Annotated in this window: 20 protein-coding genes; 8 read left to right on the top strand and 12 right to left on the bottom strand. The window is 53.5% G+C overall.

Annotated elements, in window-relative coordinates:
- Positions 1-82: 82 nt before the first annotated feature.
- A complete protein-coding gene (locus KK078_RS27445) occupies positions 83-310 on the top strand; it encodes a hypothetical protein (protein ID WP_254093548.1) in 228 nt (75 codons plus the stop codon).
- On the opposite strand, the gene KK078_RS27440 is transcribed toward KK078_RS27445, so the two are convergent.
- From KK078_RS27440 to KK078_RS27425, 4 genes are all read right to left on the bottom strand, one after another.
- The gene (locus KK078_RS27440; RefSeq protein ID WP_254093547.1) at positions 307-1,677 is read right to left on the bottom strand and encodes a paraquat-inducible protein A; all 1,371 of its coding nucleotides are present in this window, start codon (positions 1,675-1,677) and stop codon (positions 307-309) included. The genes KK078_RS27445 and KK078_RS27440 overlap by 4 nt on opposite strands.
- A 117-nt stretch (positions 1,678-1,794) precedes the next feature.
- On the bottom strand, positions 1,795-2,331 hold the full coding sequence (locus KK078_RS27435; protein ID WP_254093546.1) for an ExbD/TolR family protein: 537 nt from the start codon (positions 2,329-2,331) through the stop codon (positions 1,795-1,797).
- Positions 2,332-2,406: 75 nt separating this feature from the next.
- Positions 2,407-3,948, bottom strand: coding sequence for an ArnT family glycosyltransferase (locus KK078_RS27430; protein WP_254093545.1), 1,542 nt, complete (start codon positions 3,946-3,948; stop codon positions 2,407-2,409).
- A 127-nt stretch (positions 3,949-4,075) separates the two neighbouring features.
- Positions 4,076-4,270: a hypothetical protein gene (locus KK078_RS27425; protein WP_254093544.1), complete on the bottom strand. Its 195-nt coding sequence runs from the start codon at positions 4,268-4,270 to the stop codon at positions 4,076-4,078.
- Positions 4,271-4,375: 105 nt separating this feature from the next.
- Here KK078_RS27425 and KK078_RS27420 point away from each other — a divergent pair, with 105 nt between their 5' ends.
- From KK078_RS27420 to KK078_RS27400, 5 genes are all read left to right on the top strand, one after another.
- Positions 4,376-4,834, top strand: coding sequence for an NUDIX domain-containing protein (locus KK078_RS27420; protein WP_254093543.1), 459 nt, complete (start codon positions 4,376-4,378; stop codon positions 4,832-4,834).
- A 191-nt stretch (positions 4,835-5,025) separates the two neighbouring features.
- On the top strand, positions 5,026-6,546 hold the full coding sequence (locus KK078_RS27415; protein ID WP_254093542.1) for a sensor histidine kinase: 1,521 nt from the start codon (positions 5,026-5,028) through the stop codon (positions 6,544-6,546).
- Positions 6,547-6,794: 248 nt separating this feature from the next.
- Positions 6,795-10,193: a response regulator gene (locus KK078_RS27410; RefSeq protein WP_254093541.1), complete on the top strand. Its 3,399-nt coding sequence runs from the start codon at positions 6,795-6,797 to the stop codon at positions 10,191-10,193.
- Positions 10,190-11,029 carry a CheR family methyltransferase gene (locus KK078_RS27405; RefSeq protein ID WP_254093540.1) on the top strand — a complete coding sequence of 280 codons (840 nt, stop codon included), beginning with the start codon at positions 10,190-10,192 and terminating at the stop codon, positions 11,027-11,029. Before KK078_RS27410 ends, KK078_RS27405 begins: the two co-directional genes overlap by 4 nt.
- Before the next feature lie 14 nt (positions 11,030-11,043).
- Positions 11,044-12,246, top strand: coding sequence for a sensor histidine kinase (locus tag KK078_RS27400; protein WP_254093539.1), 1,203 nt, complete (start codon positions 11,044-11,046; stop codon positions 12,244-12,246).
- Here KK078_RS27400 and KK078_RS27395 read toward each other — a convergent pair.
- The 6 genes from KK078_RS27395 to KK078_RS27370 all read right to left on the bottom strand — a co-directional run bounded on the left by KK078_RS27395 (position 12,243) and on the right by KK078_RS27370 (position 19,913).
- Positions 12,243-13,100: an alpha/beta fold hydrolase gene (locus tag KK078_RS27395; protein ID WP_254093538.1), complete on the bottom strand. Its 858-nt coding sequence runs from the start codon at positions 13,098-13,100 to the stop codon at positions 12,243-12,245. The two genes, KK078_RS27400 and KK078_RS27395, sit on opposite strands and share 4 nt — an antisense overlap.
- 29 nt (positions 13,101-13,129) lie before the next feature.
- On the bottom strand, positions 13,130-13,537 hold the full coding sequence (locus KK078_RS27390; RefSeq protein WP_254093537.1) for a response regulator: 408 nt from the start codon (positions 13,535-13,537) through the stop codon (positions 13,130-13,132).
- A gap of 197 nt (positions 13,538-13,734) precedes the next feature.
- Positions 13,735-14,898 carry a FecR family protein gene (locus KK078_RS27385; protein WP_254093536.1) on the bottom strand — a complete coding sequence of 388 codons (1,164 nt, stop codon included), beginning with the start codon at positions 14,896-14,898 and terminating at the stop codon, positions 13,735-13,737.
- Between the two features lie 519 nt (positions 14,899-15,417).
- On the bottom strand, positions 15,418-15,969 hold the full coding sequence (locus KK078_RS27380; protein WP_254093535.1) for a GNAT family N-acetyltransferase: 552 nt from the start codon (positions 15,967-15,969) through the stop codon (positions 15,418-15,420).
- Positions 15,970-16,266: 297 nt separating this feature from the next.
- The gene (locus KK078_RS27375) at positions 16,267-17,313 is read right to left on the bottom strand and encodes a FecR family protein (RefSeq protein WP_254093534.1); all 1,047 of its coding nucleotides are present in this window, start codon (positions 17,311-17,313) and stop codon (positions 16,267-16,269) included.
- A 293-nt stretch (positions 17,314-17,606) separates the two neighbouring features.
- Positions 17,607-19,913, bottom strand: a complete 2,307-nt coding sequence (locus KK078_RS27370; protein ID WP_254093533.1) for a hypothetical protein — start codon at positions 19,911-19,913, stop codon at positions 17,607-17,609.
- A 158-nt stretch (positions 19,914-20,071) separates the two neighbouring features.
- Between KK078_RS27370 and KK078_RS27365 the strand changes: the two genes are divergently transcribed.
- Positions 20,072-21,826 carry an ABC transporter ATP-binding protein gene (locus KK078_RS27365; protein WP_254093532.1) on the top strand — a complete coding sequence of 585 codons (1,755 nt, stop codon included), beginning with the start codon at positions 20,072-20,074 and terminating at the stop codon, positions 21,824-21,826.
- Here KK078_RS27365 and KK078_RS27360 read toward each other — a convergent pair.
- Both KK078_RS27360 and KK078_RS27355 read right to left on the bottom strand, forming a co-directional pair.
- Positions 21,823-22,695 (bottom strand): mechanosensitive ion channel family protein, encoded by an 873-nt coding sequence (locus KK078_RS27360; protein WP_254093531.1) that lies wholly within the window; start codon positions 22,693-22,695, stop codon positions 21,823-21,825. The two genes, KK078_RS27365 and KK078_RS27360, sit on opposite strands and share 4 nt — an antisense overlap.
- Before the next feature lie 53 nt (positions 22,696-22,748).
- Positions 22,749-23,024 (bottom strand): SemiSWEET family sugar transporter, encoded by a 276-nt coding sequence (locus KK078_RS27355; RefSeq protein WP_254093530.1) that lies wholly within the window; start codon positions 23,022-23,024, stop codon positions 22,749-22,751.
- A gap of 210 nt (positions 23,025-23,234) precedes the next feature.
- Between KK078_RS27355 and KK078_RS27350 the strand changes: the two genes are divergently transcribed.
- The coding region (locus tag KK078_RS27350) for a hypothetical protein (protein WP_254093529.1) at positions 23,235-23,423 on the top strand (189 nt) is incomplete at its 3' end.

The following is a 23,423-nucleotide window of genomic DNA, read 5'->3' as shown; positions in this document are numbered from 1 at the left end:
GCAAAAATCCAGGAAAACCGCCGCATCGGCCATTGACCGGCGTCGGAGATAAAAGATAGATCGTTTTCTGTATCTTTGGCCCATGGAACAACAATCACTTGACCTCGTCGAGGAAACGATCAGCCATTTTAATGAAGGAGCACGGTCGGTACGGGCTTATACCGAAGAGAATACACTCATCATTACACGGGCGACGGGCACAGAAGATACGTTCTGGATCACACAGGAGGAGCCGGGTTTCCCCAAACGTCAGACAAATTCATTGGAAGATCACTTCCACGGCGTGTTCGGCATCGAGGCCCGATATTAAGAATGAAAATACCGCGAAGCGGGTGTGATCAATCGGCGCCACAGCAGTGACGAACGCTCACTGCGTTGTTTAATGGTCGCAGCGCGCTCCACACCGGGCAGTGTAATGTGCTGCAGAATTACCGATAAGATCAATCCAAACAATACAAACGATACAAACAATATAAAACCGGGCTGTAACGATGTCTCATTCGTCGAAATGCTCGCCAGGGAATCGGTTTTCATATTGAGGTGCGCCAGCTGGCTGTCCAGTATCCCCTTAAACCCGATGTACGCCATAAAGATCGCCACCACGTTTACGTCGGCCATGCTCCACTTGCCGGCTTTAAAAGCAAAGAACTGTACAACCTTGTTGTCACGCCAGCGCTGGTTTCCCAGCAGGTAGACTTTTGTAGCCAATAACTTTCCAATCGGAAAAACAATACTAAAGATGAGGATGAGCATGCCGACCACAACCGAGTCGTATTTACCTGTTTCCAACAGGATGCGCACCACGTCTACAATGCTTTTACTCTGGAAGAAGATAACCTGGTCGTGAAAGGATATAGGTTCGCCGATCAACAGAAAGCTCATTTCTTTGATCCGGGCGTCGATCTCGATCATGGGTGTTGTCAACCCCACACACAACACCAGCAATGCCAGCAAAACCGACAAAATAAAGAACGGCGCATGCAACGGCTGCCGGCTTCGCAGCAACCACCACATCAACAGGAAAAAGATCAATATACCCACCATCGCATACGTAAAGAAATAGGCGCGGTCCTGCAGGCTGGCCAGGCGTGTCTCGACGGTTTTATTGAACGACACCACATCGGCCGTTCCATACTTTTTCATGATCTCCTCCAGGCGGTTTACGTCGTTCACGCTGTCATAGGTGATGGTGCCAAACTCCTGCAGCTTGCTTTGCGCCAGATACTTCAGCTTCTCGCGGTTCTTGGGTTTCTTTACTTCGTTGACGATGGTCTGGGCAAACTCAGGCACGCGGTCGTGCAGCTTGTTTTCGTTTACCAATGTCTTTACAGCGAACTTCTTGATCTTCCCTCCCACCGTGCGCTGCTTGCGGTCGATCATGCTGTCGGCCTTGTGTATCACCGCGTGCAACACTTGTGATACTTCGTGTTTGAGGGCCGCTTCCTGCTCGGGAGTGAATTCGAAGTCGTCGATGCGATGGGTTACGACGCGCACCATGTGGTCGCGCCAGGCATTGACGGAAAGTAATCCGTAGGTAATATTATTGAGTACGCTATAGTCCTTTTTGATGGTCGCCCGGGTAGCCGATAATTGATAGACCTGGAGGCCACACCAGCCTGCTATGCACAGCAGGAGTCCACCGATAAAGATGATGAGGGTGCGCTGTAACGTTATCATAGCAGTAGGTTGTATTTACCTGTGGAAATACAATCCTTGTGCCGTTACCCACGCCCCTCAATCGCCTTTTTTCGTGCCGTTTTCCAAACCGCAGGGGATTTTTTTACACAGCTTGCCTTACGGCGTCAGACGGGTTGTGGACGTCTGTCCCGTTTGCGCAACGCCCGCCAATACAGTTTTATCATAGTCCGTGATCTTGACCAGCGAGAAACGACTGATCTCCGTGATCGCCATTTCGTCCAGGATGTCTACCATATTTTGATAGCGCGATTTGTCAGACGGTTTGATCATAACATAGAGGTTCTCGATCTGTGCGCGCTTTTCCAGCAATACTTTGCGTATACCTCGCATGCTAGTCATCGTGGCAGCTCCCTCCTCCCCCATATACCAGTGCACCTTGTCGTGCGGTCCCAGTATAACCGATAACACACGCTTGCCGTTGATCTCAGGTGGTGGCGTGCGATTGTCGGGCTGTGCCGGCACCACCAACGGCATGACGTATTGTTTGCTTAATTCTGTCGTCAGCATAAAGAACGTGAGGAGCAGAAATGCCAGATCGACCATCGGGGTCATATCGATGCGTGTGGATGCACGCAGGCGTCGTACCTTGCCAGCGCCCTGGCTACCAGAAGCAGAAGAGTTTATTTCAGCCATACGTATATGATTTAGTTATACACGTAATGCCACTCCCCGTCCGGAGTCACAGCGCCCGATCCTATTTCAGACGCATTAATCGTAGTGCTTCAGGCTATCCCAGATCTCCGCGAGCGGCTTTTTGAGTTTCCGTCCTACATACACGCCGACGTTATTTTCATACGGCATACAATATTGGCACGTTACCACGCCGACCTTCTCACACGACTCGAAATATTCGGCATGCTCTTTCAGTCTCCCGCCCAGAATGATCATGACCTCGCCCGTATGGTCGCGTGGCCCCCAGATCCAATAGTTGTTATGCGTGCCGATGGCCTTGGGCAGACCGTATGCGCGACCGTAATAATCAATGGCTCCGCATCGCCCATAGTTATCGGAAATAATGGCACAGCGGGCCTGGTCCTCCGGACTCAACGACCGGTAGGCCCGGCCGATGGCATCCGCCTTCTCTTTCCAGCCGAACATGTCGGCATAAAACTGGGGCAACTCCGACAGTTCTTTGTTTTCGTTGGAAGTAGGCTTGAGGCCGACCGCCTCGGCATACGCCACATAGTCCGGCGCCGGCAGCATGGGCAGTACCGACGGCAATACTACCAGCGTACCCGCGATCAACACGCCGGTATACGCATACCGGATCCAATACAGGCCGCGCCCCACAAGACGCTGCTCACACCACACGGCGCCGGCAGCAAACAAACAGCCATACGCCGCCGCCATATATTCGCCCTTGGAAGTACCATTGATCAACAGAATGATGAACACGGTCATAAACATCCAGCCCAGCCATCGATACGGGCGCAAGGGTTTATAGGCAAACAGGGCCACCAGGCCCACAGCCCACAAGGGAATATTAAAGGGGTTCAGTAAGATCAATTGTTCCTGGATAAAATCCCAGCGGGTACGGGTGCTATACTTGCCCGCATTCGCCCGTTGTATAAATTCCAGGTGCGCCAGGTCGTGCTGCAGATTCCACACGATGTATGGCAGAAACAGCAACAGCGCCAGGGCGCCGGCGATATAAGGCCACGGGGTTGCAAGCCAACGCCGCTGCGCAATGACCAGGCTGACAAAGATGCCCGCTCCAAAAAACAATACACTGATCTTATTCAAGAGACCAACGCCGAGGAGTACGCCCAGCAGCAGCCAGTAGTAATGATTACCGGTACGATATAAAATCAACAGCACATACACGGTAGCGGACCATAACAGAATGTCCAGGCTGTTCATGGAATAAAAGCCGCCGAAGGCCAGGTGAATGATCGACACCGTCGTGGCCAGGCAGGCGACAAACACGGCAAACCGCCGGCCGCCGAGCTCGCAAACGATCAGGCCTACCAGCGCTACAGTGCCTGCATGGGCCAGCGCCGGGATCATCCGCACGGCGACCAGGCTATCACCCGCGACCAGGCGAATCAGTCGTAACACAAATAAGGAAAAGGGCGGCTGGTCTACATAGCCCCAGGCGAGATTATCGCTGCAGGCCAGGTAGTACAGCTCATCGCGAAACAAGCCGTATCCTCCCGTCAGGTTTACCGCCAGGTGCAACAAAAAACAGATGGCCGCCAGTATGACGGCCAGGCGCTTTTCAGCGCGCAGGGAAGAAGCAGAAGAGATCATCGTAAAACATTCGGTTAGACCAGGCTATGTACGCCAGGTTCGGCAAAAGTGTTACTCCGGAATGAATTTACGGGGTTTTTACTATAAAAACGGCGTTCGTTCCTATAAAACGCGACATCGACAGGGGCTAATGATCTTCGTCCTTTTTCCGCTTCCGTTCTTCGTCAGACAGCGGATGCATCATCTGCGGCGGTTCGGGAGTCTCATTCTGCGCACCGTCACCAGCTTCTGCCTTCCGTGGCTTTTGGTGCTCCGGCTGGTCCTTGGTGGCCGCGGGTTTCTGCTTTGCCGACTTTTTTGTCTTTGCGGTTTTTGTTTTCATGGGCATACCGTTTTACAGGATAGAAAAAGCCAAAAACTATACCGGCCTCCGAAACATGCCCCAGAGCGCCCATGACGACGATTTTCCCCACTATCTTGTATCACGATGAAAATATCAGCCGGCCTTCTTATGTATCGGCTCCGGAAAAAGGCGCCGGAGTTTTTCCTGGTGCATCCCGGCGGGCCGTTCTATAAAAACAAAAACGAGGGTGTCTGGAGCTTACCCAAAGGAGTGCCCGAACGCGATGAAGAATTGCTTCTCACCGCCCAGCGCGAGTTTGAAGAAGAAACGGGCATCACGCCTGCTCCGCCCTACACACCGTTGGGCTCGGTAACCTACAAAAGCGGCAAAGTCATTCACGCCTGGGCCTTCGCCGGCAACTGGGATCCTGCACAAGGTGTGATCTCCAATAAGATTCCGATCGAGTGGCCGCCGCGCACCGGCAAGATCATTCACGTGCCCGAAGTAGACCGTGCCGCGTGGCTGACGTTCGAGGAAGCTATGAAGCTGGTCCATCCACAGCAGGGCACCTTTATCAAACGCTGGATGGACCTTCACGCATAAACGACGTCAGATTTTTTACCAAATCCGGAATTATTGTCCCGTCGCGAGAATGTGAATAAAAATTGCAGACTTTTGATTGAACAAGCATCCTATCTATCGATGAAATGCCGTATTTTAACGATAAATTATACTTCTCTGGCCTACAGACTTATTCGTGGTACAGCATAGCAGATGGATTGAGGCGAATGATCATGCAACGAATCGTATCCCTCCGGAAGCAGGTCCGGAATCATGTCAACGTCTTCGTGGAGCGGATGGAAAAAGACGCTCCTCTTCTGAACGACTTTGAAGAAAAGGCAGGCCACGCATTCCGCAGGATCCTAAGCATTAGCAACATCGCCCTCTGGGGAACCTACTGCTTTTTGTTTGTTCTGCTGGACATGTTCTCCGTCCTCACCTCTGTCACGGTCCTGATCCTGCTTGCCGCCTCGCTTTGGCTCAACCATCGTTGGCTATACCACGTGTCACGCTATCTGCTCGCCGGGGTATATTGCGTTGTACTGGCCAATATATATTATCACAATATATATCATCACCATCTGCACGTGGGCTGGGGGTTGATCATTGCAGGAGCTGCCTGCATATCGGTATTATTCGTTTCGAGCCGGCAGATGGTCCCGACGCTCTTTGTCCTCGGCGCCAATGCCTTTTACATTGTGTATTTTATTGCCGCCAACCGGGTCGGATTGAAAAACGATGCGCTGCACGTTCAATCCGCCAGCCTGACAATGTTTCTGCTGGCAGCAGCCGGCGGGTTGGTCTTCCTGGCCATGTTGCAATTGCAAAAGGTCATCCACGACTACTTCGATAAGATCAACGAGATCCACCAGACTGTCACGAGCCAAAACCAGGCGCTAAACGAGCTGAACCAACACCTCGACCGCACCATTCGCGAACGCACGCACGAGATCAACGAGCAACTGCAGGAATCTGCCCTGCAAAAAGAAGAGCTCGAGTCCCAGAAAGAAGAGCTGGACGCTATCGTCGACGAGCTGAATAAACGCAATCAGTATCTCGATGCGGTCGTGTTCGAGCTTAAACAACGCAATTTCGAGCTCGACCAGATCATTTATCGCCTCTCACACAATCTGCGCGGTCCTGTCACCAGCATCGCCGGCCTGCTGAACCTCATGCGCCTCGACAAGGAGCAGCGGGTCGTACCCGACTTCCTGCAACGCATCGACCAACAGATCCTGGCCATCGACGGCGTGCTGGGGTCGCTCAACGCTTTCGCCGAAGTCATGGTCTCTGACGTGCAACCGGAAGAGATCGATCTTCCCTTACTCCTGCGGGGCGCGATCGAAGGGTTGTCACACCTGGAGGGATACCGTTGCGTAAACTTCCGGATCAATTCCGCGCTTCCCGCCGGGCACACTATCTTCTCGGATCAACACAAGCTGCGGACACTGTTCCGGTGCCTGGCCTCCAATGCCATCACATTCCGCCGTGAAACCGGCGAGGTCAGTTTTTTACACGTCACCCTGACACTCCAAGGCAAGTACCTGGCCATCGACTTCTGCGACAATGGTACAGGTATAGACGATTTCGTGAAAGATAAAATATTCGACATGTTCTATCGTGGCTCCCATCTTTCAAAAGGCGCGGGCCTCGGTCTCTATATCGCCAAAGAGGTCGTCCGTCGCCTTGAAGGTACCATTACACTTAAAAGCCACGCCAACGGCACGACCGTACACGTATTGCTGCCTGCATAGATCCCCGGCCGACGCACACGCCCAACGCGCAGGCTGGCGGACGGTGGCGACATAGCTGTTATTTTGACATTTTTTTCAATCATATTTTCCGTCACCTACACATAACGTCTTCGTGTAAAAATCAGTATCTTTCTTTACCCGGTATATACGGGCATTCAGTTATTCGATAACGCCGTTGCGTTGCTTCGGGCATGTGTACGTGTCCGAAAGTGTTTTTTTTGAAAAAACCATGATTTGCCATTATTATCATGAAACTCACACTTGACAAAAAGATCCTGGGTGGATTTATTTTCTGCTGCAGCATTCTATTGATCGTAGCCGTCGTATCCTTTCGAAACGGCGAGCAATTGGTTGTTACGAATCAGTGGGTAAACCATACGCACGAGGTACTGTACGAAGCGGAACAGGTCATGCTCTGGTCGACAGAAGCCGAAACGGGCGCGCGTGGTTTTATTCTTACCGGAAAGGACGACTACCTCATGCCTTTTACGGAGGCGCGGCTGCAGTTGCCGATGCATCTTACAAAAGCCATCTTGCTCACGCAGGATAACCCGTTGCAGAACGAAAACATCAGCCGGCTGGAGAAGCTCTCCCAGGAACATGTCCGTATCCTCGAAAAGTATATCGAAGGCAAACGCGCCGGCGAGAATAGTGCTGAAAATCTGGCCAAAGGCGAAAGCCGGCGCATGATCAATGAGATCCGCGCGGTCGTTCGAGCTGTCCGTACCATCGAACAGAACTTACTGGAACAGCGCAAACAAGACAGCGACCGCGACTCCCAGAGGTTTAATTACCTGCTCATGACGTTGCTGGCAACGATCATTACGGTGCTGATCATCGTCTATGGCATCATCATGCGAAACATTCGTGCGCTGCGAAGGGCCGAAGTCGAAATGGCTGAAAAGAACTGGGCCCTTACCGGCACCGGTGCATTGACGGAGAGCATGCAAGGCAATCTTACGATCGAGCTCCTGGCAAACGCCGTCATACAACACCTCTCAACATTCCTGAAGGCACAGATGGGCGTACTGTACGTCGCAGACGAATCGCAATCCTCCCTGCACCAACGGGGCGCCTATGCCATCGGTAAGACAGCGCCGACGGCAGTGGCCTTTGGCGAGGGCGTTGTCGGGCAGGTAGCTGCTTCCCGCCAGGAGGTTGTATTGACCGGCGTGCCGGCTGAATATTTCACGTTGAACGCTGCCTTTGGAACTATGATGCCAAAATACATCGTGGGCGTGCCGGTATTGTTCGAACAGCGCGTCATAGGCGTTGTGGTGTTGGGAACGGCCGACAATTTCACGGCGGTCCAGCGCCAATACCTGACTCTTGCCACCACGGCCATTGGCATCGCCATCGAGTCTTCGCTGGCCCGTGCAAAAACAAACGAGCTCCTGGAAGAAACCCAGCGGCAAGCCGAGGAGCTGGAGGCACAACAGGAAGAACTGCGGCAGGCGAACGAAGCCCTCCACGCAAAAACACAATTGTTGGAACAATCTGAAGTCGAGCTGCGCGCGCAACAACAGGAGCTGCAACAGATCAACGTAGAAGTAGAAGAAAAAGCCAACCTGCTGGGCGAACAAAAAGAAAAGCTGGAGCAAGCCAAGAGCGAGATCGAACGCAAGGCACACGAGGTGGAGGTGAGCAGCCGCTATAAATCCGAGTTCCTGGCCAATATGTCGCACGAGCTGCGCACACCGCTCAACAGCATCCTGATCCTGTCTCAGTTGCTGGCCGAGAATAAACACAAACGCCTGGCCGAAAAAGATATCGAATTTGCACGCAACATCCATACGTCGGGTGCCAGCCTGCTCACGCTGATCAATGAGATCCTCGACCTCTCCAAGATCGAGGCCGGAAAAATGGAACTCGACATCGAGCCAGTTCCAGTCCCTTCCATCACCGACACGATCACGGCCCTCTTCACGGAGATCGCCCGCAACAAGGACGTGTCTTTCCTTGTGATCATCGACCCCTCCCTGCAACAGGGCACCATCACCACCGACCGCCAGCGCGTCGAGCAGATCTTGCGAAACCTGTTGTCGAACGCGTTTAAGTTTACACCGAAGAACGGTACCGTTACGCTGTCGATCCAGGCCGAAAAGAATGAGATCGTCTTCCGCGTGGCCGATACCGGCATCGGCATACCCCGCGACAAGCAGGAGATCATCTTCCAGGCTTTCCAACAAGTAGATGGTTCTACCAAGCGCAAATACGGTGGCACCGGGTTAGGATTATCCATCAGCCGCGAGCTGGCCTACGTACTCGGTGGCAACATCCGGCTGGAGAGCGAAGAAGATAAAGGCAGCACCTTTATCGTGTCGTTGCCGCTTACGTTTAACAAAACGCTGAGCGTCGCGACCGGCAAAGATATCAGTGTCAAAAGCAAGGAACCTGTCGCAGCGAAAATACCCACCACGCTGGACCTGTCAGACGCCACGCCCGACGACGACCGCAACCAGCTGGTCGAAGGTGATCGCGTCGTGCTGATCGTCGAAGACGATGATAAATTCTCGAAGGTGCTGCTGGGTTTCATCCGCGAGCGCGGGTATAAAGGCATTATCGCCACCCAGGGGAACACCGGGATCAGCTTTGCCCGCACCTATAAACCCATGGCCATTCTGCTTGACATCAGCCTGCCGGTCATGGACGGATATGAAGTATTACGACAGATCAAGAACGATCCGGCATTGCGGCACATTCCCGTACAGATCATTTCGGCGTACGACAAAAAACGCGAAGGCATGCTGCTCGGCGCGTTTGACTACATGCACAAGCCCGTGTCGGTCGAAGACCTGCACAAGGCCTTTGAACGTATCGAAAACTTTACCAGCAAGAAACTCAAAAAGCTGCTCATCGTCGAAGACAACGTACAGCAAAACAATGCCATCCGCGAGCTGATCGGAAATGGCGATGTAAAATCATACTCGGCCTATCGCGGCAACGAAGCGTACGACATGCTGGAACGCGAAAGCTTCGACTGCATCATTGTCGACCTCGGCCTGCCCGATATGACCGGATTCGACCTGATGGAGAAGATCCGGGCAAACGACCGGCTTAACAAGATCCCCATCGTGGTCTATACCGGGCGCGACTTGAAAAAGGAAGATACCCAACGGTTGGGCAAGCTGGCCGATACGGTCGTACTGAAAACAGCCAACTCGCAGGAGCGCCTGCTGGACGAAACAATCCTGTTCCTGCACCGCATAGAAGCCAAGCTGCCACCCGACAAGCAGGACATCATCCGTCGCCTGCACCGCACAGACGAAGTTTTGAAGGACAAAACCATTTTGCTCGTAGACGACGACATCCGCAATATATACTCCTTGGCCAACGCGCTGGAGGACGAAAATGTTCAATGTCTTACCGCCGAGAACGGGCGCCAGGCACTGGAGGTACTGCAGGCCAATCCATCCATCGACCTGGTTCTCATGGATATCATGATGCCCGAAATGGATGGCTACGAAGCCACCCTCGCCATCCGCAAAATACCCGAGTTCCAAAAGCTTCCCATCATTGCGCTAACCGCCAAAGCCATGAAAGGTGACAAGGAAAAATGCCTGGCCGTGGGCATGTCAGACTATATCTCGAAACCGGTGGATGTACCCCAATTGTTATCACTGATGCGCGTATGGTTGTATAAATGATGGAAATACCGATGGATGCCACCGCCCTGGACGACAAAGAATACAAAGAGCTGCTGGAGGCCGTTCGCTTTGTATACGGTTACGACTTTACAGAATATGCCGAATCTACCGTCAAGCGGCGCATCGTCCATTTTATGAATACCCATCGCATCGGCACACCCTCCGCCCTTGGCAAGATGTTGTTGCGGGACGAGCCTTTGTTTGAGGAATTCGTACAACACCTGTCCATCACCGTAACCGAAATGTTCCGCGATCCCTCCTTCTACAAAAAGCTACGCGAGATTGTCATGCCGCAACTGGCTACCTATCCGGTCATCAAGCTGTGGGTCGCCGGGTGCGCCACCGGCCAGGAGGCATATTCTATGGCGATCTTATTGAAAGAGGCCGGTCTGCTGGAGCGATCGATCATTTACGCAACGGACATCAACCAGCGCTCATTACAGACGGCGAAGAAAGGCATATACCCCCTGGACGGCATGAAGAACTATACCAAAAACTACCTGGCCGCCGGCGGGCAAGGCGAGTTTTCGCGCTATTATGCTGCGCACCATGCCGCCGTATTGCTGGACCGATCCTTACACGACAACATTGTCTTCTCGCCACACAACCTGGTGACAGATCGCTCCTTCAACGAGTTTCAGCTGGTGCTCTGCCGTAACGTGATCATTTATTTTAACCAGCGCCTGCAAGAAAAAGTACTGCGCCTGCTATACGATAGCCTCTGCCCCTTCGGATACCTGGGCCTTGGCGATAAAGAGTCGCTTTTCTTTAGCGACAAGCGTACGAATTTTGAAGAAATAGACCGCAAGGAAAAGATTTACCGCAAGATCAAATAACGATGAACAGTACGATGACCCTGCTGCTAATCGATGACAAGGAAACCAACCTCTTTGCCCTGGAACAGCTTCTTGAAAAACAGGACCGCGTTTTTCTAAAAGCTACCACCGGCCGCGAAGGACTAAAGCTTGCGCTCGGCCACGAGTTGGACCTTATCATCCTGGACGTCCAAATGCCCGAGATGGATGGCTTTGAAGTCGCACAGATCTTAAAATCCAACAAACGCACAAAAGATATACCCATCATCTTTGCTTCGGCCGAAAAGAAGGAGCGCCAGTCCATCATTCAGGGTTTTGAAGAAGGTGCTGTCGACTACCTGCCCAAGCCACTCGACCCCGAGCTGACCAAAGCAAAAGTATCGGTGCTGTTGAAGATCCGCCTGCAGAACCGCCAGCTCCAGGAAAAGAACCTGGCCCTGCAACAGGCCGACGAGCAGATCAGCCTGCTCAACGTCGATCTTCAGAAAAACCTCCGCCAGCTGGAGGCCGCCAACATGGAGCTCGAGTCTTTTTCGTATTCCGTCTCTCATGACTTACGCTCGCCGATACGGGCGATGTTGGGTTACGCCCGCATCGTGGAAGAAGAACAAGCCGGAAAGCTCAGCGATGCCAGCGGCCGCGCGCTCAGGATCATACAAGACAATGCCCAGAAAATGAATCGAATGATCGACGACCTGCTTGCCTTCTCCAAGCTGGGCCGCCAGGCCCTGCAACACCTGTATGTCGATATGGATGCGCTCGTGCGCACGGTATTGACAGACCTGCTACAGCGCCTGCCCTACCAGCCCGAGATCGTTGTTCATGATCTGTTACCCGCCCACGCCGACACCGCACTGCTGGCCCATGTGTGGACCAACCTGATCTCGAATGCCATGAAATATTCGTCAAAAGCGGCGCACCCCCGGGTAGAGATCGGCGCGCAAGCGGGCGATAACGAAGTGCAGTATTATGTAAAAGATAATGGAGCGGGGTTCGACATGAAGTATGCCGATAAACTCTTCCAGGTCTTTCAACGCCTGCACAAGACCGCAGACTTTGAAGGTACGGGTGTCGGACTGGCCATCGTGCAACGCATCGTTGCCCGGCATGGAGGCCGCATCTGGGCAGAGGCAAAAGTTAACGAAGGGGCTATCTTTCGTTTTACGCTGCCCGTGGCTGCGCCGCACGAAAACCACCCCGACGTAACAAAACGGGCCCCGCGCACCATCGATGCCTAATACGTCACCGCTGCCACCGGCTCGCGAATGAATGAGATCAGATCGGCATTCAGTCGTTCCTTTTCGGTATAAAACAACCCGTGGGGCGCATGGGCGTACCGTATATACCGGCTCCCGGTGATCATGCGCGAAGACTGATCTCCACTTGTTTCGATAGGGACGGTCTTGTCGGAGTCGCCATGGATGATCAGCGTTGGCACGTTTACAGCCGCCATGTCACCGCGAAAGTCGGTATACGCAAACGCCTTGGCACACTCCTGCGTCGCTTTCGGTGAAGCGACAGCGGCAAGCATCCGGAAGTATTCCAGGTACGGTGTACTGACAGGCTTGTTGATCAGGTTGATACCAAAGAACTGCTTGCCGAATGTTTCCAGAAAAGCCATACGGTCGTCTTTTATATTGGCCAGTATCTCTACGAATACCGATTCATCCACTCCGTCGGGATTATCGGCGGTCTTTAACATATAAGGCGTTACCGATCCGATCAATACCGCGCGTATCACGCGGGCACCGCCGTAGCGGCTGAAATACCGTACTACCTCCCCTCCGCCCATCGAGAATCCCACCAGCGTTACGTCATCCAGGTGGAGGTGATCCAATAGTGCTTTCAAGTCGGCCGTCAATGTATCGTAATCATACGCTTCAAACGGCTTCGAAGATTTCCCAAACCCGCGCCGGTCATATGCGATCACGCGAAACCCCGCGTTGACCAGATCACCGATCTGATACTCCCACATCTCATGACTGGACGGCCATCCGTGAATCAACACAACCGGTTGCCCTTGTCCGAGATCTTCGTAATAGATGTCCACAGGCTCCCGGCCTGTGAGCGAGTTAACTTGTACGTAGCCCATAGTATTGTGGTTAAGAATTCATTTGATCGTCACGCGGCGCGGTTGACATATTGTTCTACCACGTTCAGGAATTTATTCATGTCCAGTGGCTTTTCCAGGTAGTAGTCCACACCCGCGGCCTGCGCTTGTGCTTTGCTGTCGCTGCCCGAGATCATGACGATCGGCGTATGGCGTACTTTTTCCTGGTGCCGCAGGTAGTCGCAAACGACCAGGCCGTCGAACGTGCCCATTTGCTTGTCGAGTATAAAGAGGTCGGGCACTTCGTACATGCCGTCGACGATCGTCGTCGCGTCGGGCAGCCCGAGCACTTCGTAGCCCCGGCGTTGTAAAAAGCGGCACAAGAGTACCAACAGGTCCTGATCATCGTCCGCGATCAGGATACGCTTCTTTCGGGTGGGTGTGGTGGTCGTCTGTCTATCGTTACCGTGCGTTTCCATAACTTCAGTATGTGTGGTTCCTACCTGACTCCGTCCAAAACCTATGCCCGTTGCCGATCCATTCTGTCGTCGCGCCAGGATTAACCGGAATGTTTCTAATTGGGGAAAACGTGACGCAAAAAAAGCCCATTCAAAAGAATGGGCTTTAGAATATAAAAAAACAACTACGACAGCCAATGGGTTTTCGATACGCGGGATCATCGACACGCTGTGCCTTTTACCAGTACGCGGCCATCGGGTTGCACCTTATAGTACACACCGCCGCTCGGGTCCAGGCTCTTGCCCAGTTGATCCAGCACGTGTTGCCACGTGAGCCCATCGTTTAAAAACGCAGCTTGCACGCGGCATTGTCTCAACTCCGGCCGATCGATCTCGATCGTCACATCAAAGCGGGCGCTGATACGCGCCACAGCATCTTCTAAACTCACGTCATTGAACTCGAACTGTTCCTCCTTCCAGAGCATCGCCATGTCGGCATCTGTAGCGCGGATATCATAGTGCACCAGCGGCCGCGCCACGACGATCTGCTGATCGGGGTATATACAGCCATAGATCTTACCTTGCTCATCGCCCACCTGCACCAAGCCTCGCGTGACCGTCACCAGCACATTCCGGTTCTGGGGATACGCATTGATGCTAAACGCAGTACCCAATACCTGCGTAACCGTCCCGAGGCTATGGATAATAAAAGGATTGACGGGATCGTGGTGCACGTCAAAGAACGCTTCACCCACCAGGCTTACCTCGCGCTTGCCATTCTTTCCAAAGTTATCATCGTATACCAGGCGGGAGTCATGGTTCAGCACAACGGTGGTACCATCCGACAGCTGCACCCGGCGTGTTTCAGCGGAGGATACCATGTGCTCCCGGGGAAACCAGGCGCTACGCCGCTGCCAACCGTAATATACACCACTGGCCAGCACCATCAGCAGCACCGCCGCGGCCGCCAGCCAGCGCCAGGGTGGTTGCTGGTAATACTCCTGAACCGGCAGCCGGTTGCCCATGACATGCCGGAAACATCGCTCTTTGGCACGCAAAAGCGCCTCCTCCGACTGCGTCAGCAAATCCGGATTGTCGTTGCCGTCCAACGCCTTGCGCACGGTCTCTTCATCCTGTCCGGGATCAATGGTGCCTTCCATCCGGATCTGCCCGGCTACCGCCGTGATCATGCGCTCTTCTTCCAATAAAGTTTCAAGCGATGCCCGATCTTCAAATTCCCGGAAGTCCTCGTCAAGTACATCGGCCATCATCTGTTCGATCTCACCCGCGGCTTGCAGGGCTGTCACCAGCTTGCGTTCTTCGCCCGTGGCGGTGCGATCAAAGAAACGTTCCAGTAACTCACGTAGTGCGCGGGTTTTCATACGTATCGGTTTTAGAGGCTTGAGCACGGGCTAGCAGGAGGTACATGCAGTCCGGCAACACGAGTCTACTGCATGTACAATTAAAAGAGCATGGACAAGAAACGGAGTATAAGAAAGTTTCAACATAAATTTTGGGGAAATCATGCCGCTTTCCTGTCTGTTGAACATTGCTCCCGATAACGTAAAAAATTGTACACATCCGGGAAACCCAACATCGTAACTTTATCTCACCGCCAGGCGGTATGACCAGTCGAAGCCCTTGCCTTTTGAATGTGATTATCCCTTACTCTTGACTGGTCTGTAAGCGGGCAATCCCAGGAGATCCGGATGACCGGAGATATGCGACCGAAGTGATACCAGTTAAGATTACAACCCACTATCCGGCCTGCAACGGATCTCCTTCTGCCCGCCAACGCTTTGCCGACACTGTCACCCGCGCCGCTGCGCGCGAGGTCCCATCATTAAAAAGCAGGTGTCGGACTAAAATTGCTGACGCTTTTAATGGTTATGCAAGAGTATTTAGATAAGTCCAGGCAGCTTAACCTCCGCAACTGCCCCGATCCGCTTCCAAAAGATAATCGTTCCCGTCAGACCGCCATGAGGCTTCAACGCAAAATCCGGTATCACCCCCGTGCGATGATATCCCAGCTTCTCGTATAATCCCGCCGCGCCTTCGTCTTCCGCCGTATCAAGCGTCAGTAACGTCCTGCCCCGTTCCACCGCCAACCGCTCTGCTTCTTGCATGAGTGTGCGTGCAACGCCTTGCCCGCGGTAATGCATGCGCGTCATCATCTTGGCAATCTCACCGCGGTGGGGCTGATTCGGCGGGCAGTCCAGGAGCAGCGTCACCGTGCCAACCAATACATCACCGTCCCATGCCCCCAGCACGATCCGCTCGCCACGCGCTGCCGCCGCCAGCGAACTATCCCAAAAAGCCCGGGCCTGCTCCACCGGTAACGGATGCATAAAACTTACAGATCCCCCATGGGCCACGGTCTCGACAAGTATTTCGGACAAAGCTGTCACGACCCGGGGCAGGTGTGTCAGTGCAGTGATCGTAAAAGAAGGCATGGCGTATACGTTATACCGTACGAAGGTAAAACGTACAAAGGCAAAATGCTCCCGCTGGCATAAACTTTTGTACACATCAGGGAAACCCAAAGAACTATTTTTACTGGAAATAATATGAGCGGCAAAGAGACAGGAGTCCGCACTTACTGAAGATATACCAATCTTTATTGGATAGTTGAGATTGTAACTGTTCAGCAAAAGACGGATTCTTTGCCCTCATTTTTAAGGTATGCACGAACATACCGGCTTCCTCTTCGCGCTCACACCCGGCGACTATCGGGTCTCCCACACACTGCCTTAATAGCAGGCAGTCCCCGTCAGCAGGATGGTGCCGTCTTCCTGCTGTGTATAGTGGATACCGCTGAGCGATAATGTCAGTGCATCCAATACTTCCGTTAAGGTGATCTGATCGTTCAGGAACGTCGCCTGTATCCGGCATTTCTTCAATACATCGTTACCAAACACGACCTTTACCTGGAAGCGCTTGTGCAAGATCTCGGCGGCCTCCTCCATGTTGGCATCGTCAAAGATCAGGAATTTATCGGTCCATGCTTTGACTTCTTCGGCTTTCACCACCTTGGCTTCGGACTCGCCGGAGGTAACATTCACCGCCAGCTCTTCATCCGGCCGCACCTGTCCGTATACTTTCTTGTCACCGTCACTTACCTCGACCAGACCGCGGGTTACGGTAACTTTTACTTCTTTCTGGTCCGGATAAGCTTTGACGTTGAATGCCGTACCCAGCACCTTGATGGCCACGCCGTTGGAATGGATGATGAAAGGCTTTTTCGCGTCGTGCGCAATGTCAAAATACGCTTCCCCTACCAGCGACACCTCGCGGGTACCGCCTTCGCTGAAGCGGCCGCTATGGCGCAGCTCACTGCCTTCGTTCAAAATGATCGTGCTGTTGTCCTCCAGGTGCACAAACTTCCGGCCGCGGTATACTTGCTCGGGTACCGTTTCTTCTGTCGCGGCAACCGACGCGTCGCTGCGGGTACGGGGCCATTCTACAAACCAGATCGCCGCAAAGATCACGGCGGCGGCAGACGCGACCATCCACCATGACGACCACCGGGAGCTACTTTTATACGTAGGGTCCAGTATCGTCTCCAGCATGTCCTGCTTGACTTTTTGTGCGCGGCGCTTTTCTTTCTCGCTCAGGATCACCTCCTGCAGGTCGGGCGAGTCGAGGTATTGCATTTGTTGGTTAAAAAGCTCTTCCCCCATCGCTTCGTCAATCTCCCCCGAGGCTAGCATGTTGAGCACCTTCTCCCGCTCTTCACGGGTCACTTCATTGTCCAGGTACCGTCTTACCAGGTCTCTCACTTCCGTCTTATCTTCCATTTTCAGAACTTTTCGCCGGGGACTTTCCCCCATTTGTACTTAAAAGGCTGATAAACAGAGGCTTTTACCACCGTCTATAACCTCTATAATTCTACCTTTAAAGAGTAGTTTCAGACCGACAAGTATGAGAGTTTCCTGAGAAATATTTACCCCTCCGTTTGCGCCCCCGATTGCATCCCTCAAATCAGCCTGAAACCCGTCTCTACCTTAAAAATACAGTCCAGTGGTAAATATCCGTGATTTTTGGGGAAACTTTAGTTTTCCGGGATCGCACCGGTAAGGGGTGTCTGGAATCAGTGTACGATCCCCACCCGCAACGCCCGAAGGCCCGAAATGCCCTGCAGGTCTTCCACGTCAAAGCGTTCTACGCTGACATCCAACAACCGCTTTGCCTGGAGCTGCGCGATGAAGTGACGATACTCCTGCTCCTCTTCGTCGTTAGAACATACAATCGTAAGAAAACCCGGCTGTGTGATCCGCTCATGGGTCCCCTTGCGATGTGCCTTGTCGATGCGTTTCTTGACGATCTCAAAACGGGCGTTATAGCTGCCGTCAACGTCAAAACGCTTTTCATCCAGGCGGAAACGTATCGACAACGTGCTGTGGTGCACCAGCACCAGCGTTGTAACTTCCAGCGGCGTGCGCAGCAGGGGTTTTACCTGGTGATACGCCGCCTCCATTTCGCACAATACCTGCAACTGCCATAACCGCAGCGCCTGCAGCTTGCGTATATCAAACACCTGCTTCGGTGCTATGCTCGGGCCAATGTATAAGTTATGCTCTACCCCATCGGTCTTAAAGCGCTCGTAGTAATGCGGGAAGAGCGCCTGTGCTTCCTTTTGCCGGCTATCCAGGATACCCGCCACCGTGTCGTTGATCATCGCGACCGTGTTCTCATACCGGCGGCGCCAGGCGTGGAAGCTACCCTGCACTTTGTCGGTGTCGCGAAAGTATTGCTGTATGAACGGCAGCACCTCCGGCCCCGACAGTTGCCGCAGCCAGGGGTGGATATTCTCCTCCAGGTAATGCTGAATATATTGCTCAGTATCGGCCAGCAACGGCCGGTCGAGATCGGCCAGCAGCGTGCGTACGGTCTGCCCTTCGGTAACGAGCTCCGGCGCTTTGCCCGGACGACGGCCTATGGCGTCCAGCAACAATACCAGGGTCTGGAGCTGCTGCTGCAGGTCGCGCTGAATACTGCTGTTGCGCGCCTCCGAAGAACCGCGAATGTCCAGCTGCCCGTATAACGGATATACTTCGGGAAATACGATCTCTTGTAATTTATACTCTTTCCCGCTAAGCTGGGAGTCGATATACTGCTCCGCTTCTTCCTGAAATTTCCAATGCACGCTGCCATGGATCGCCGTATACTTTTCCTGGATCACCGCTTGTACCTGGTTCTGGAACTGCGCCACCAGGCGTTCGACCGTGTCGGTCAGGTACGGTAGCACAATGTCGAGCTTGTTGGCGTTGATGCTGTTCAGGCGGCGAGGCTTCGGGCTCACGATCTCCAGGATCCCCAGCAACTGGCCGTTCTTGGCCACGGGTGCCAGAATGAAGCTGTTGATGTTTCGATAAAGCAACCGCTCGGCAATGAGCCCCTCGGTTTGCGTGGCCTGAAACACCGTGATGTCCGACGCTGTTACATATACATTCTGCTCGGCCAACGCCCGGAATACTGTTTCCCCCAGCACCTCGCGGGCATCTTCGTCCTGCCCCTCGGGCAACAGGAAGCTCTTCATTTGCATCCCAAAGGCACACGGCGATAACAATCCGTCTTCGGCTGTATAAAGCGTAAAGCCGATCTGCAGATCGGGAATGCGGTAGATGGACCGGAAGATCGTCGCCGTACTATCCTGTAAACCCGCATGGTAAAGCCCTAACAAATTCTCTTTGAAAGTCGACACGGCGTTCTCGACGGTGGCATCAAACAGGTTTACGATCGAGAAGCCGCGTAGCAGCCAGCTCTCCGGCGGAAACTTGGCTTTCCACAAAGCCAGATCGTTGTAGTTGTTCAGCAACAGGTCGATGTCCTCCGGACTGATCGACAAACTGTTTTCGGTCGGCACGATCTCCAGGAAGTCGGCATTGTGCAGAATCCGGTAGTGACGTAAAACACCGTCGGCCGACGGTATATCATAAAACAACGGATGTCCAAAATCCAGTTGCGTACCGTAATATTCGTTCAGAATAATGCAACAGCTCATGACGTAGAACTGGTGCTCGTCGAAGTCGCGGATATAGGTGGCGAAGGACGGTCCCGCCGCTTGCAGGATCTTGCGAAAGCGTTCGGTGGGATTAAAGAACATGTTGGAATAGGGTATCCCAATGGCCTTGATCTCGTTGTGTGTGAGCGCCTCGGGAAAGAGGTCGTGCAGCAGCTCGCGGATCAGCCCTTCGTGGCGCCGCAGCTGGTCCTCTTCGGTAATGCCCGTGCGCAGCGCGGGGGCCTCGCTCAACCGGCGCAACAGATCCTCAGCCGCCGCGGCAGCTTCCGGATGTTGCGTATCCTGGGCCTTCTTCTCCAGCCTTTCCATTGGATCATGAAAGGAGAACTGAACCTTAAAGGGTGTGCCGGTATCGGGAAGATCAAAAATCATGCATGCAAGATAGCAATACTCAACGGTTACCCGGGGCCACAGGTTCCGGCACAACCAGCCGGCGAACAAAAAACACAGAAAAAAATCGAGCGCAAGACTAAACTATCCGGGCCAACGTCTATGTTAGCATTGCGTCATTTGAAGTAAAACCGATCTGCATGTCGACCACACAGCCGAAAGCCAAGAACAAAGTATCCATCGCCCATGTTTTTAAAACCATCGTCTGGCCGCGCCGGGGGGCGCTGTCCGTCGGCCTGCTCCTGATCATCATCAGCCGCCTGGCGGGACTGATACTTCCCGGGTCGACCAAATACCTTATGGACGATGTCATCGCCAAGCATGACCTGCAGATGTTGAAGTGGCTGCTCATCGTCGTAACCCTCGCCATCATTGTTCAGTCCATAACGTCCTTTGTGCTGACCAACCTGTTAAGCGTCGAAGCGCAACGCCTGATCTCGGTCCTGCGCGCCAACGTGCAAAAACAGATCCTGCGGTTACCCATAAGCTTCTTCGACAACACCAAATCCGGTGTGCTGGTATCGCGCATCATGAGCGATGTCGAGGGCGTTCGCAACCTGGTGGGCACGGGCTTGGTACAAATGGTGGGCGGTATCCTGACGTCGCTGATCTGCCTGATCGTATTGATCAGGATCAACGCCCTGATGACGCTTTACGTACTGGTGCCGGTAGCCGTCTTTGGTTTTATTGCTTTAAAAGCCTTTGCCTATATCCGCCCGGTATTCCGCGAACGCGGCAAGCTCAATGCCGAGGTCACCGGCCGCCTGACGGAAACGTTAAACGGCGTGCGGGTTATCAAAGGTTTTAATGCCGAAGCCCAGGAGATCAGGACCTTTGAAAAAGGCGTAGAATCACTTTTCGAAAACGTACGCAAGAGCCTTACCTCTACCAGCCTCGTGACCAGCTCGGCCACGTTTCTCCTCGGCCTGGCCAGCGTGGGCATCATGGGCTTCAGCGGGTACAGCATCATCGGGGGTGACATGAGCCCTGGCGACTTCATCTCGTTTACGCTGTTCCTCGGCTTTATGATCGCACCCATTGTGCAGATGAGCAACATCGGCAGCCAGTTGACAGAAGCCTTCGCGGGGTTGGACCGCACCGAAGAGATCATGAACATGGATCCGGAAGACGATGGTTCTACCCGCACCGTTCGCCTGGAAACCGTCACGGGTGATATTTCCTTTCGCGACGTATCCTTCGCCTATGAAGAAGGCAAAACCGTTTTGAAAGACATCAACTTCGACGCCCCCGCGGGCTCCGTCACGGCCCTGGTGGGAACCTCGGGTTCGGGCAAGACCACCCTGGCCGGCCTGGCAGCCTCGTTCCTGAATCCCACGCAAGGCCGGGTGACCGTGGACGACATCGACCTTGCCACGATTTCCCTCGACAGCTACCGCAGTAACCTGGGCGTGGTGTTGCAGGATGATTTTCTCTTTGAAGGCACCATTCGGGAGAACATCCGCTTTCCTCGTCCCCATGCCACCGACGACGAATTGCTGCGTGCCGCCAGGGCCGCGCACGTCCTCGAGTTTACCGACCGGTTTGACGCCGGCCTCGACACCGTCATCGGCGAGCGTGGTGTAAAGCTCTCCGGCGGACAGCGCCAGCGTGTTGCCATTGCCCGCGCCATCCTGGCCGACCCGCGCATTCTCATCCTCGACGAGGCCACGTCCAACCTCGACACCGAAAGCGAGTCACTCATTCAGGAAAGTTTGAAAAGCCTGATGAAAGGGCGTACGACCTTTGTCATCGCCCACCGCCTCAGCACCATTCGCCAGGCGGAGCAGATCCTGGTGGTCGAGCAGGGACAGATCGTCGAGCGCGGACGCCACGAAGAGCTGATCGAAAAGAAAGGACGCTACTTCGAGCTTTATACCTATCAGGCCCGGATTTAACCCGCCGCCGGTTTATCGGCTGTGGGCTGGCCGGGTGTCTGCACGTTGTATATTTTGTATTTGGCAAACACGCCGTAGATCGCCAGGATGGCCTGGTGGCGTGCCTTCATAAATTCGTTGGGCTCCTTGTTCTCCGTCCAGAACGCCACATATAGTTTGATCTTCGGATCTTCGATCGCCGAAAAATATACCTCCACGTTCCGGATCGATTGCGCTGCTGTCTGCTGCGTAAGCACCTGCCGGAGCTGCTGCTCGATAAACACAATGTCAAACGTATTGACGACGGAAAACTCCAGCTCGACCCTGCGCTCCCGGGTAAGAGAGTAATTGATGATCGGTTTTTGGAAGATCTCTTTATTGGGGATGATCACGTGCAAGCCGGCAAATGTGCGCAACGTGGTAGACCGTAGCCGTATTTCCTGAACGGTGCCCAGGAAACCGTTCGTCTCCACGGTATGGCCAATCTCAAACGGCTTTTTGAAGGCAATGAACGCTCCGGAAATAAAATTCGCCGTCAGATCCTGGAAAGCAAATCCCAGGGCCAGGCCGATGATCCCGACACCGGCCAGCAGCGACGACACCGTTTTCTCGAGCTTCATCACATCCAGTGCCGTCATGATGCCGAAGATTATGACCAGCGAGTACACGATACCAGCCACCAGGCTGGCCACGGACTCGCTCCGGGAGATCCGGAGCAGGAGGCGATGTGCAAACCGCCGGATGAATCGGGCCATAAGAACAAATGCCGCCAACGCCACCAGGGCCAGCACAAAGTTCGGAAGCATTTGCATGAGGTATACCCACCAACGGGTAAGTTTCTCCTGGATCAGGGAGAAGCCGTGTTCGAGGTTGATCTCATCTTCTTTCATCGGAAGGTTGGAGTTTGACAGAGACCCCGAAAAATATGATGCCTGACCCGCGTTCAGGATTGCGGTTTACGGTACCGTATGCTTAAAACAATGACGGCAATGTTCAGTATCGCAGAGGCAATATTGGTCAGGATAATGGGAAGGTCCGTACGCAAAAAGCCATAGGCGATCCACAGTCCGAGGCCCAGCAGCAGGGTGAACAGGTAAAAGAGCGACAGCTGTTCAGCGCGTTTCTCCCGGATGATCTTGATCAATTGGGGCAAGAGCGATACCGCCGTGCATACCCCCGCGGCGAGGCCGATAATTTGTGTCCACGTTTCGGAAATCATACTGATCAACGTGATAAAAAGAGTGCCCGAAGGTGTGGTTCACCCGTTGAATGGCATACCCGGAAGTGAGTACACCTATACTTTCATCGGGTGTAATACATCGACGAGATGCATACATAGTAAAAATGTTTAAAGAAATCCCCTGATTTTTTTCTCAAGTGCCGAGATAATTAAGTACCTTTTCGGTACCTAAAAAATACATTCACCGCTATGGCAAAAAAAGCAAAGAAAACTCCTAAAAAAGCTGCGAAGAAAACAGCGAAGAAAGCTGTCAAGAAAGCGGCGAAGGTAGCGAAGAAAGCTGCCAAGAAGGCCGTTAAGTCAGCTAAAAAAACCGCTAAGAAAGGTGCTGCACCGGCCAGGAAAGCCGCCAAAAAAGTAGCAAAGGCAGCCAAGAAG

The organism is Dawidia soli (assembly GCF_018598185.1).
GTDB classification, from domain to species: domain Bacteria; phylum Bacteroidota; class Bacteroidia; order Cytophagales; family Cyclobacteriaceae; genus Ohtaekwangia; species Ohtaekwangia soli.
The sequence above is the reverse complement of the archived record's forward strand: the minus strand, read 5'-3'. Positions and strand labels throughout refer to the sequence as shown.

What these genes read in the sequence shown, in the direction of transcription:
- KK078_RS27400 (WP_254093539.1), top strand. Translation starts at nt 11,044, where the DNA reads ATGACCCTGCTGCTAATCGATGACAAGGAAACCAACCTCTTTGCCCTG.
- KK078_RS27425 (WP_254093544.1), bottom strand. Translation starts at nt 4,270, where the DNA reads ATGAAAACAAAAACCGCAAAGACAAAAAAGTCGGCAAAGCAGAAACCC.
- KK078_RS27355 (WP_254093530.1), bottom strand. Translation starts at nt 23,024, where the DNA reads ATGATTTCCGAAACGTGGACACAAATTATCGGCCTCGCCGCGGGGGTA.
- KK078_RS27435 (WP_254093546.1), bottom strand. Translation starts at nt 2,331, where the DNA reads ATGGCTGAAATAAACTCTTCTGCTTCTGGTAGCCAGGGCGCTGGCAAG.
- KK078_RS27375 (WP_254093534.1), bottom strand. Translation starts at nt 17,313, where the DNA reads ATGGAAGATAAGACGGAAGTGAGAGACCTGGTAAGACGGTACCTGGAC.
- KK078_RS27365 (WP_254093532.1), top strand. Translation starts at nt 20,072, where the DNA reads ATGTCGACCACACAGCCGAAAGCCAAGAACAAAGTATCCATCGCCCAT.
- KK078_RS27385 (WP_254093536.1), bottom strand. Translation starts at nt 14,898, where the DNA reads ATGAAAACCCGCGCACTACGTGAGTTACTGGAACGTTTCTTTGATCGC.
- KK078_RS27430 (WP_254093545.1), bottom strand. Translation starts at nt 3,948, where the DNA reads ATGATCTCTTCTGCTTCTTCCCTGCGCGCTGAAAAGCGCCTGGCCGTC.
- KK078_RS27390 (WP_254093537.1), bottom strand. Translation starts at nt 13,537, where the DNA reads ATGGAAACGCACGGTAACGATAGACAGACGACCACCACACCCACCCGA.
- KK078_RS27410 (WP_254093541.1), top strand. Translation starts at nt 6,795, where the DNA reads ATGAAACTCACACTTGACAAAAAGATCCTGGGTGGATTTATTTTCTGC.
- KK078_RS27415 (WP_254093542.1), top strand. Translation starts at nt 5,026, where the DNA reads ATGCAACGAATCGTATCCCTCCGGAAGCAGGTCCGGAATCATGTCAAC.
- KK078_RS27440 (WP_254093547.1), bottom strand. Translation starts at nt 1,677, where the DNA reads ATGATAACGTTACAGCGCACCCTCATCATCTTTATCGGTGGACTCCTG.
- KK078_RS27380 (WP_254093535.1), bottom strand. Translation starts at nt 15,969, where the DNA reads ATGCCTTCTTTTACGATCACTGCACTGACACACCTGCCCCGGGTCGTG.
- KK078_RS27405 (WP_254093540.1), top strand. Translation starts at nt 10,190, where the DNA reads ATGATGGAAATACCGATGGATGCCACCGCCCTGGACGACAAAGAATAC.
- KK078_RS27370 (WP_254093533.1), bottom strand. Translation starts at nt 19,913, where the DNA reads ATGATTTTTGATCTTCCCGATACCGGCACACCCTTTAAGGTTCAGTTC.
- KK078_RS27360 (WP_254093531.1), bottom strand. Translation starts at nt 22,695, where the DNA reads ATGAAAGAAGATGAGATCAACCTCGAACACGGCTTCTCCCTGATCCAG.
- KK078_RS27395 (WP_254093538.1), bottom strand. Translation starts at nt 13,100, where the DNA reads ATGGGCTACGTACAAGTTAACTCGCTCACAGGCCGGGAGCCTGTGGAC.
- KK078_RS27420 (WP_254093543.1), top strand. Translation starts at nt 4,376, where the DNA reads ATGAAAATATCAGCCGGCCTTCTTATGTATCGGCTCCGGAAAAAGGCG.
- KK078_RS27445 (WP_254093548.1), top strand. Translation starts at nt 83, where the DNA reads ATGGAACAACAATCACTTGACCTCGTCGAGGAAACGATCAGCCATTTT.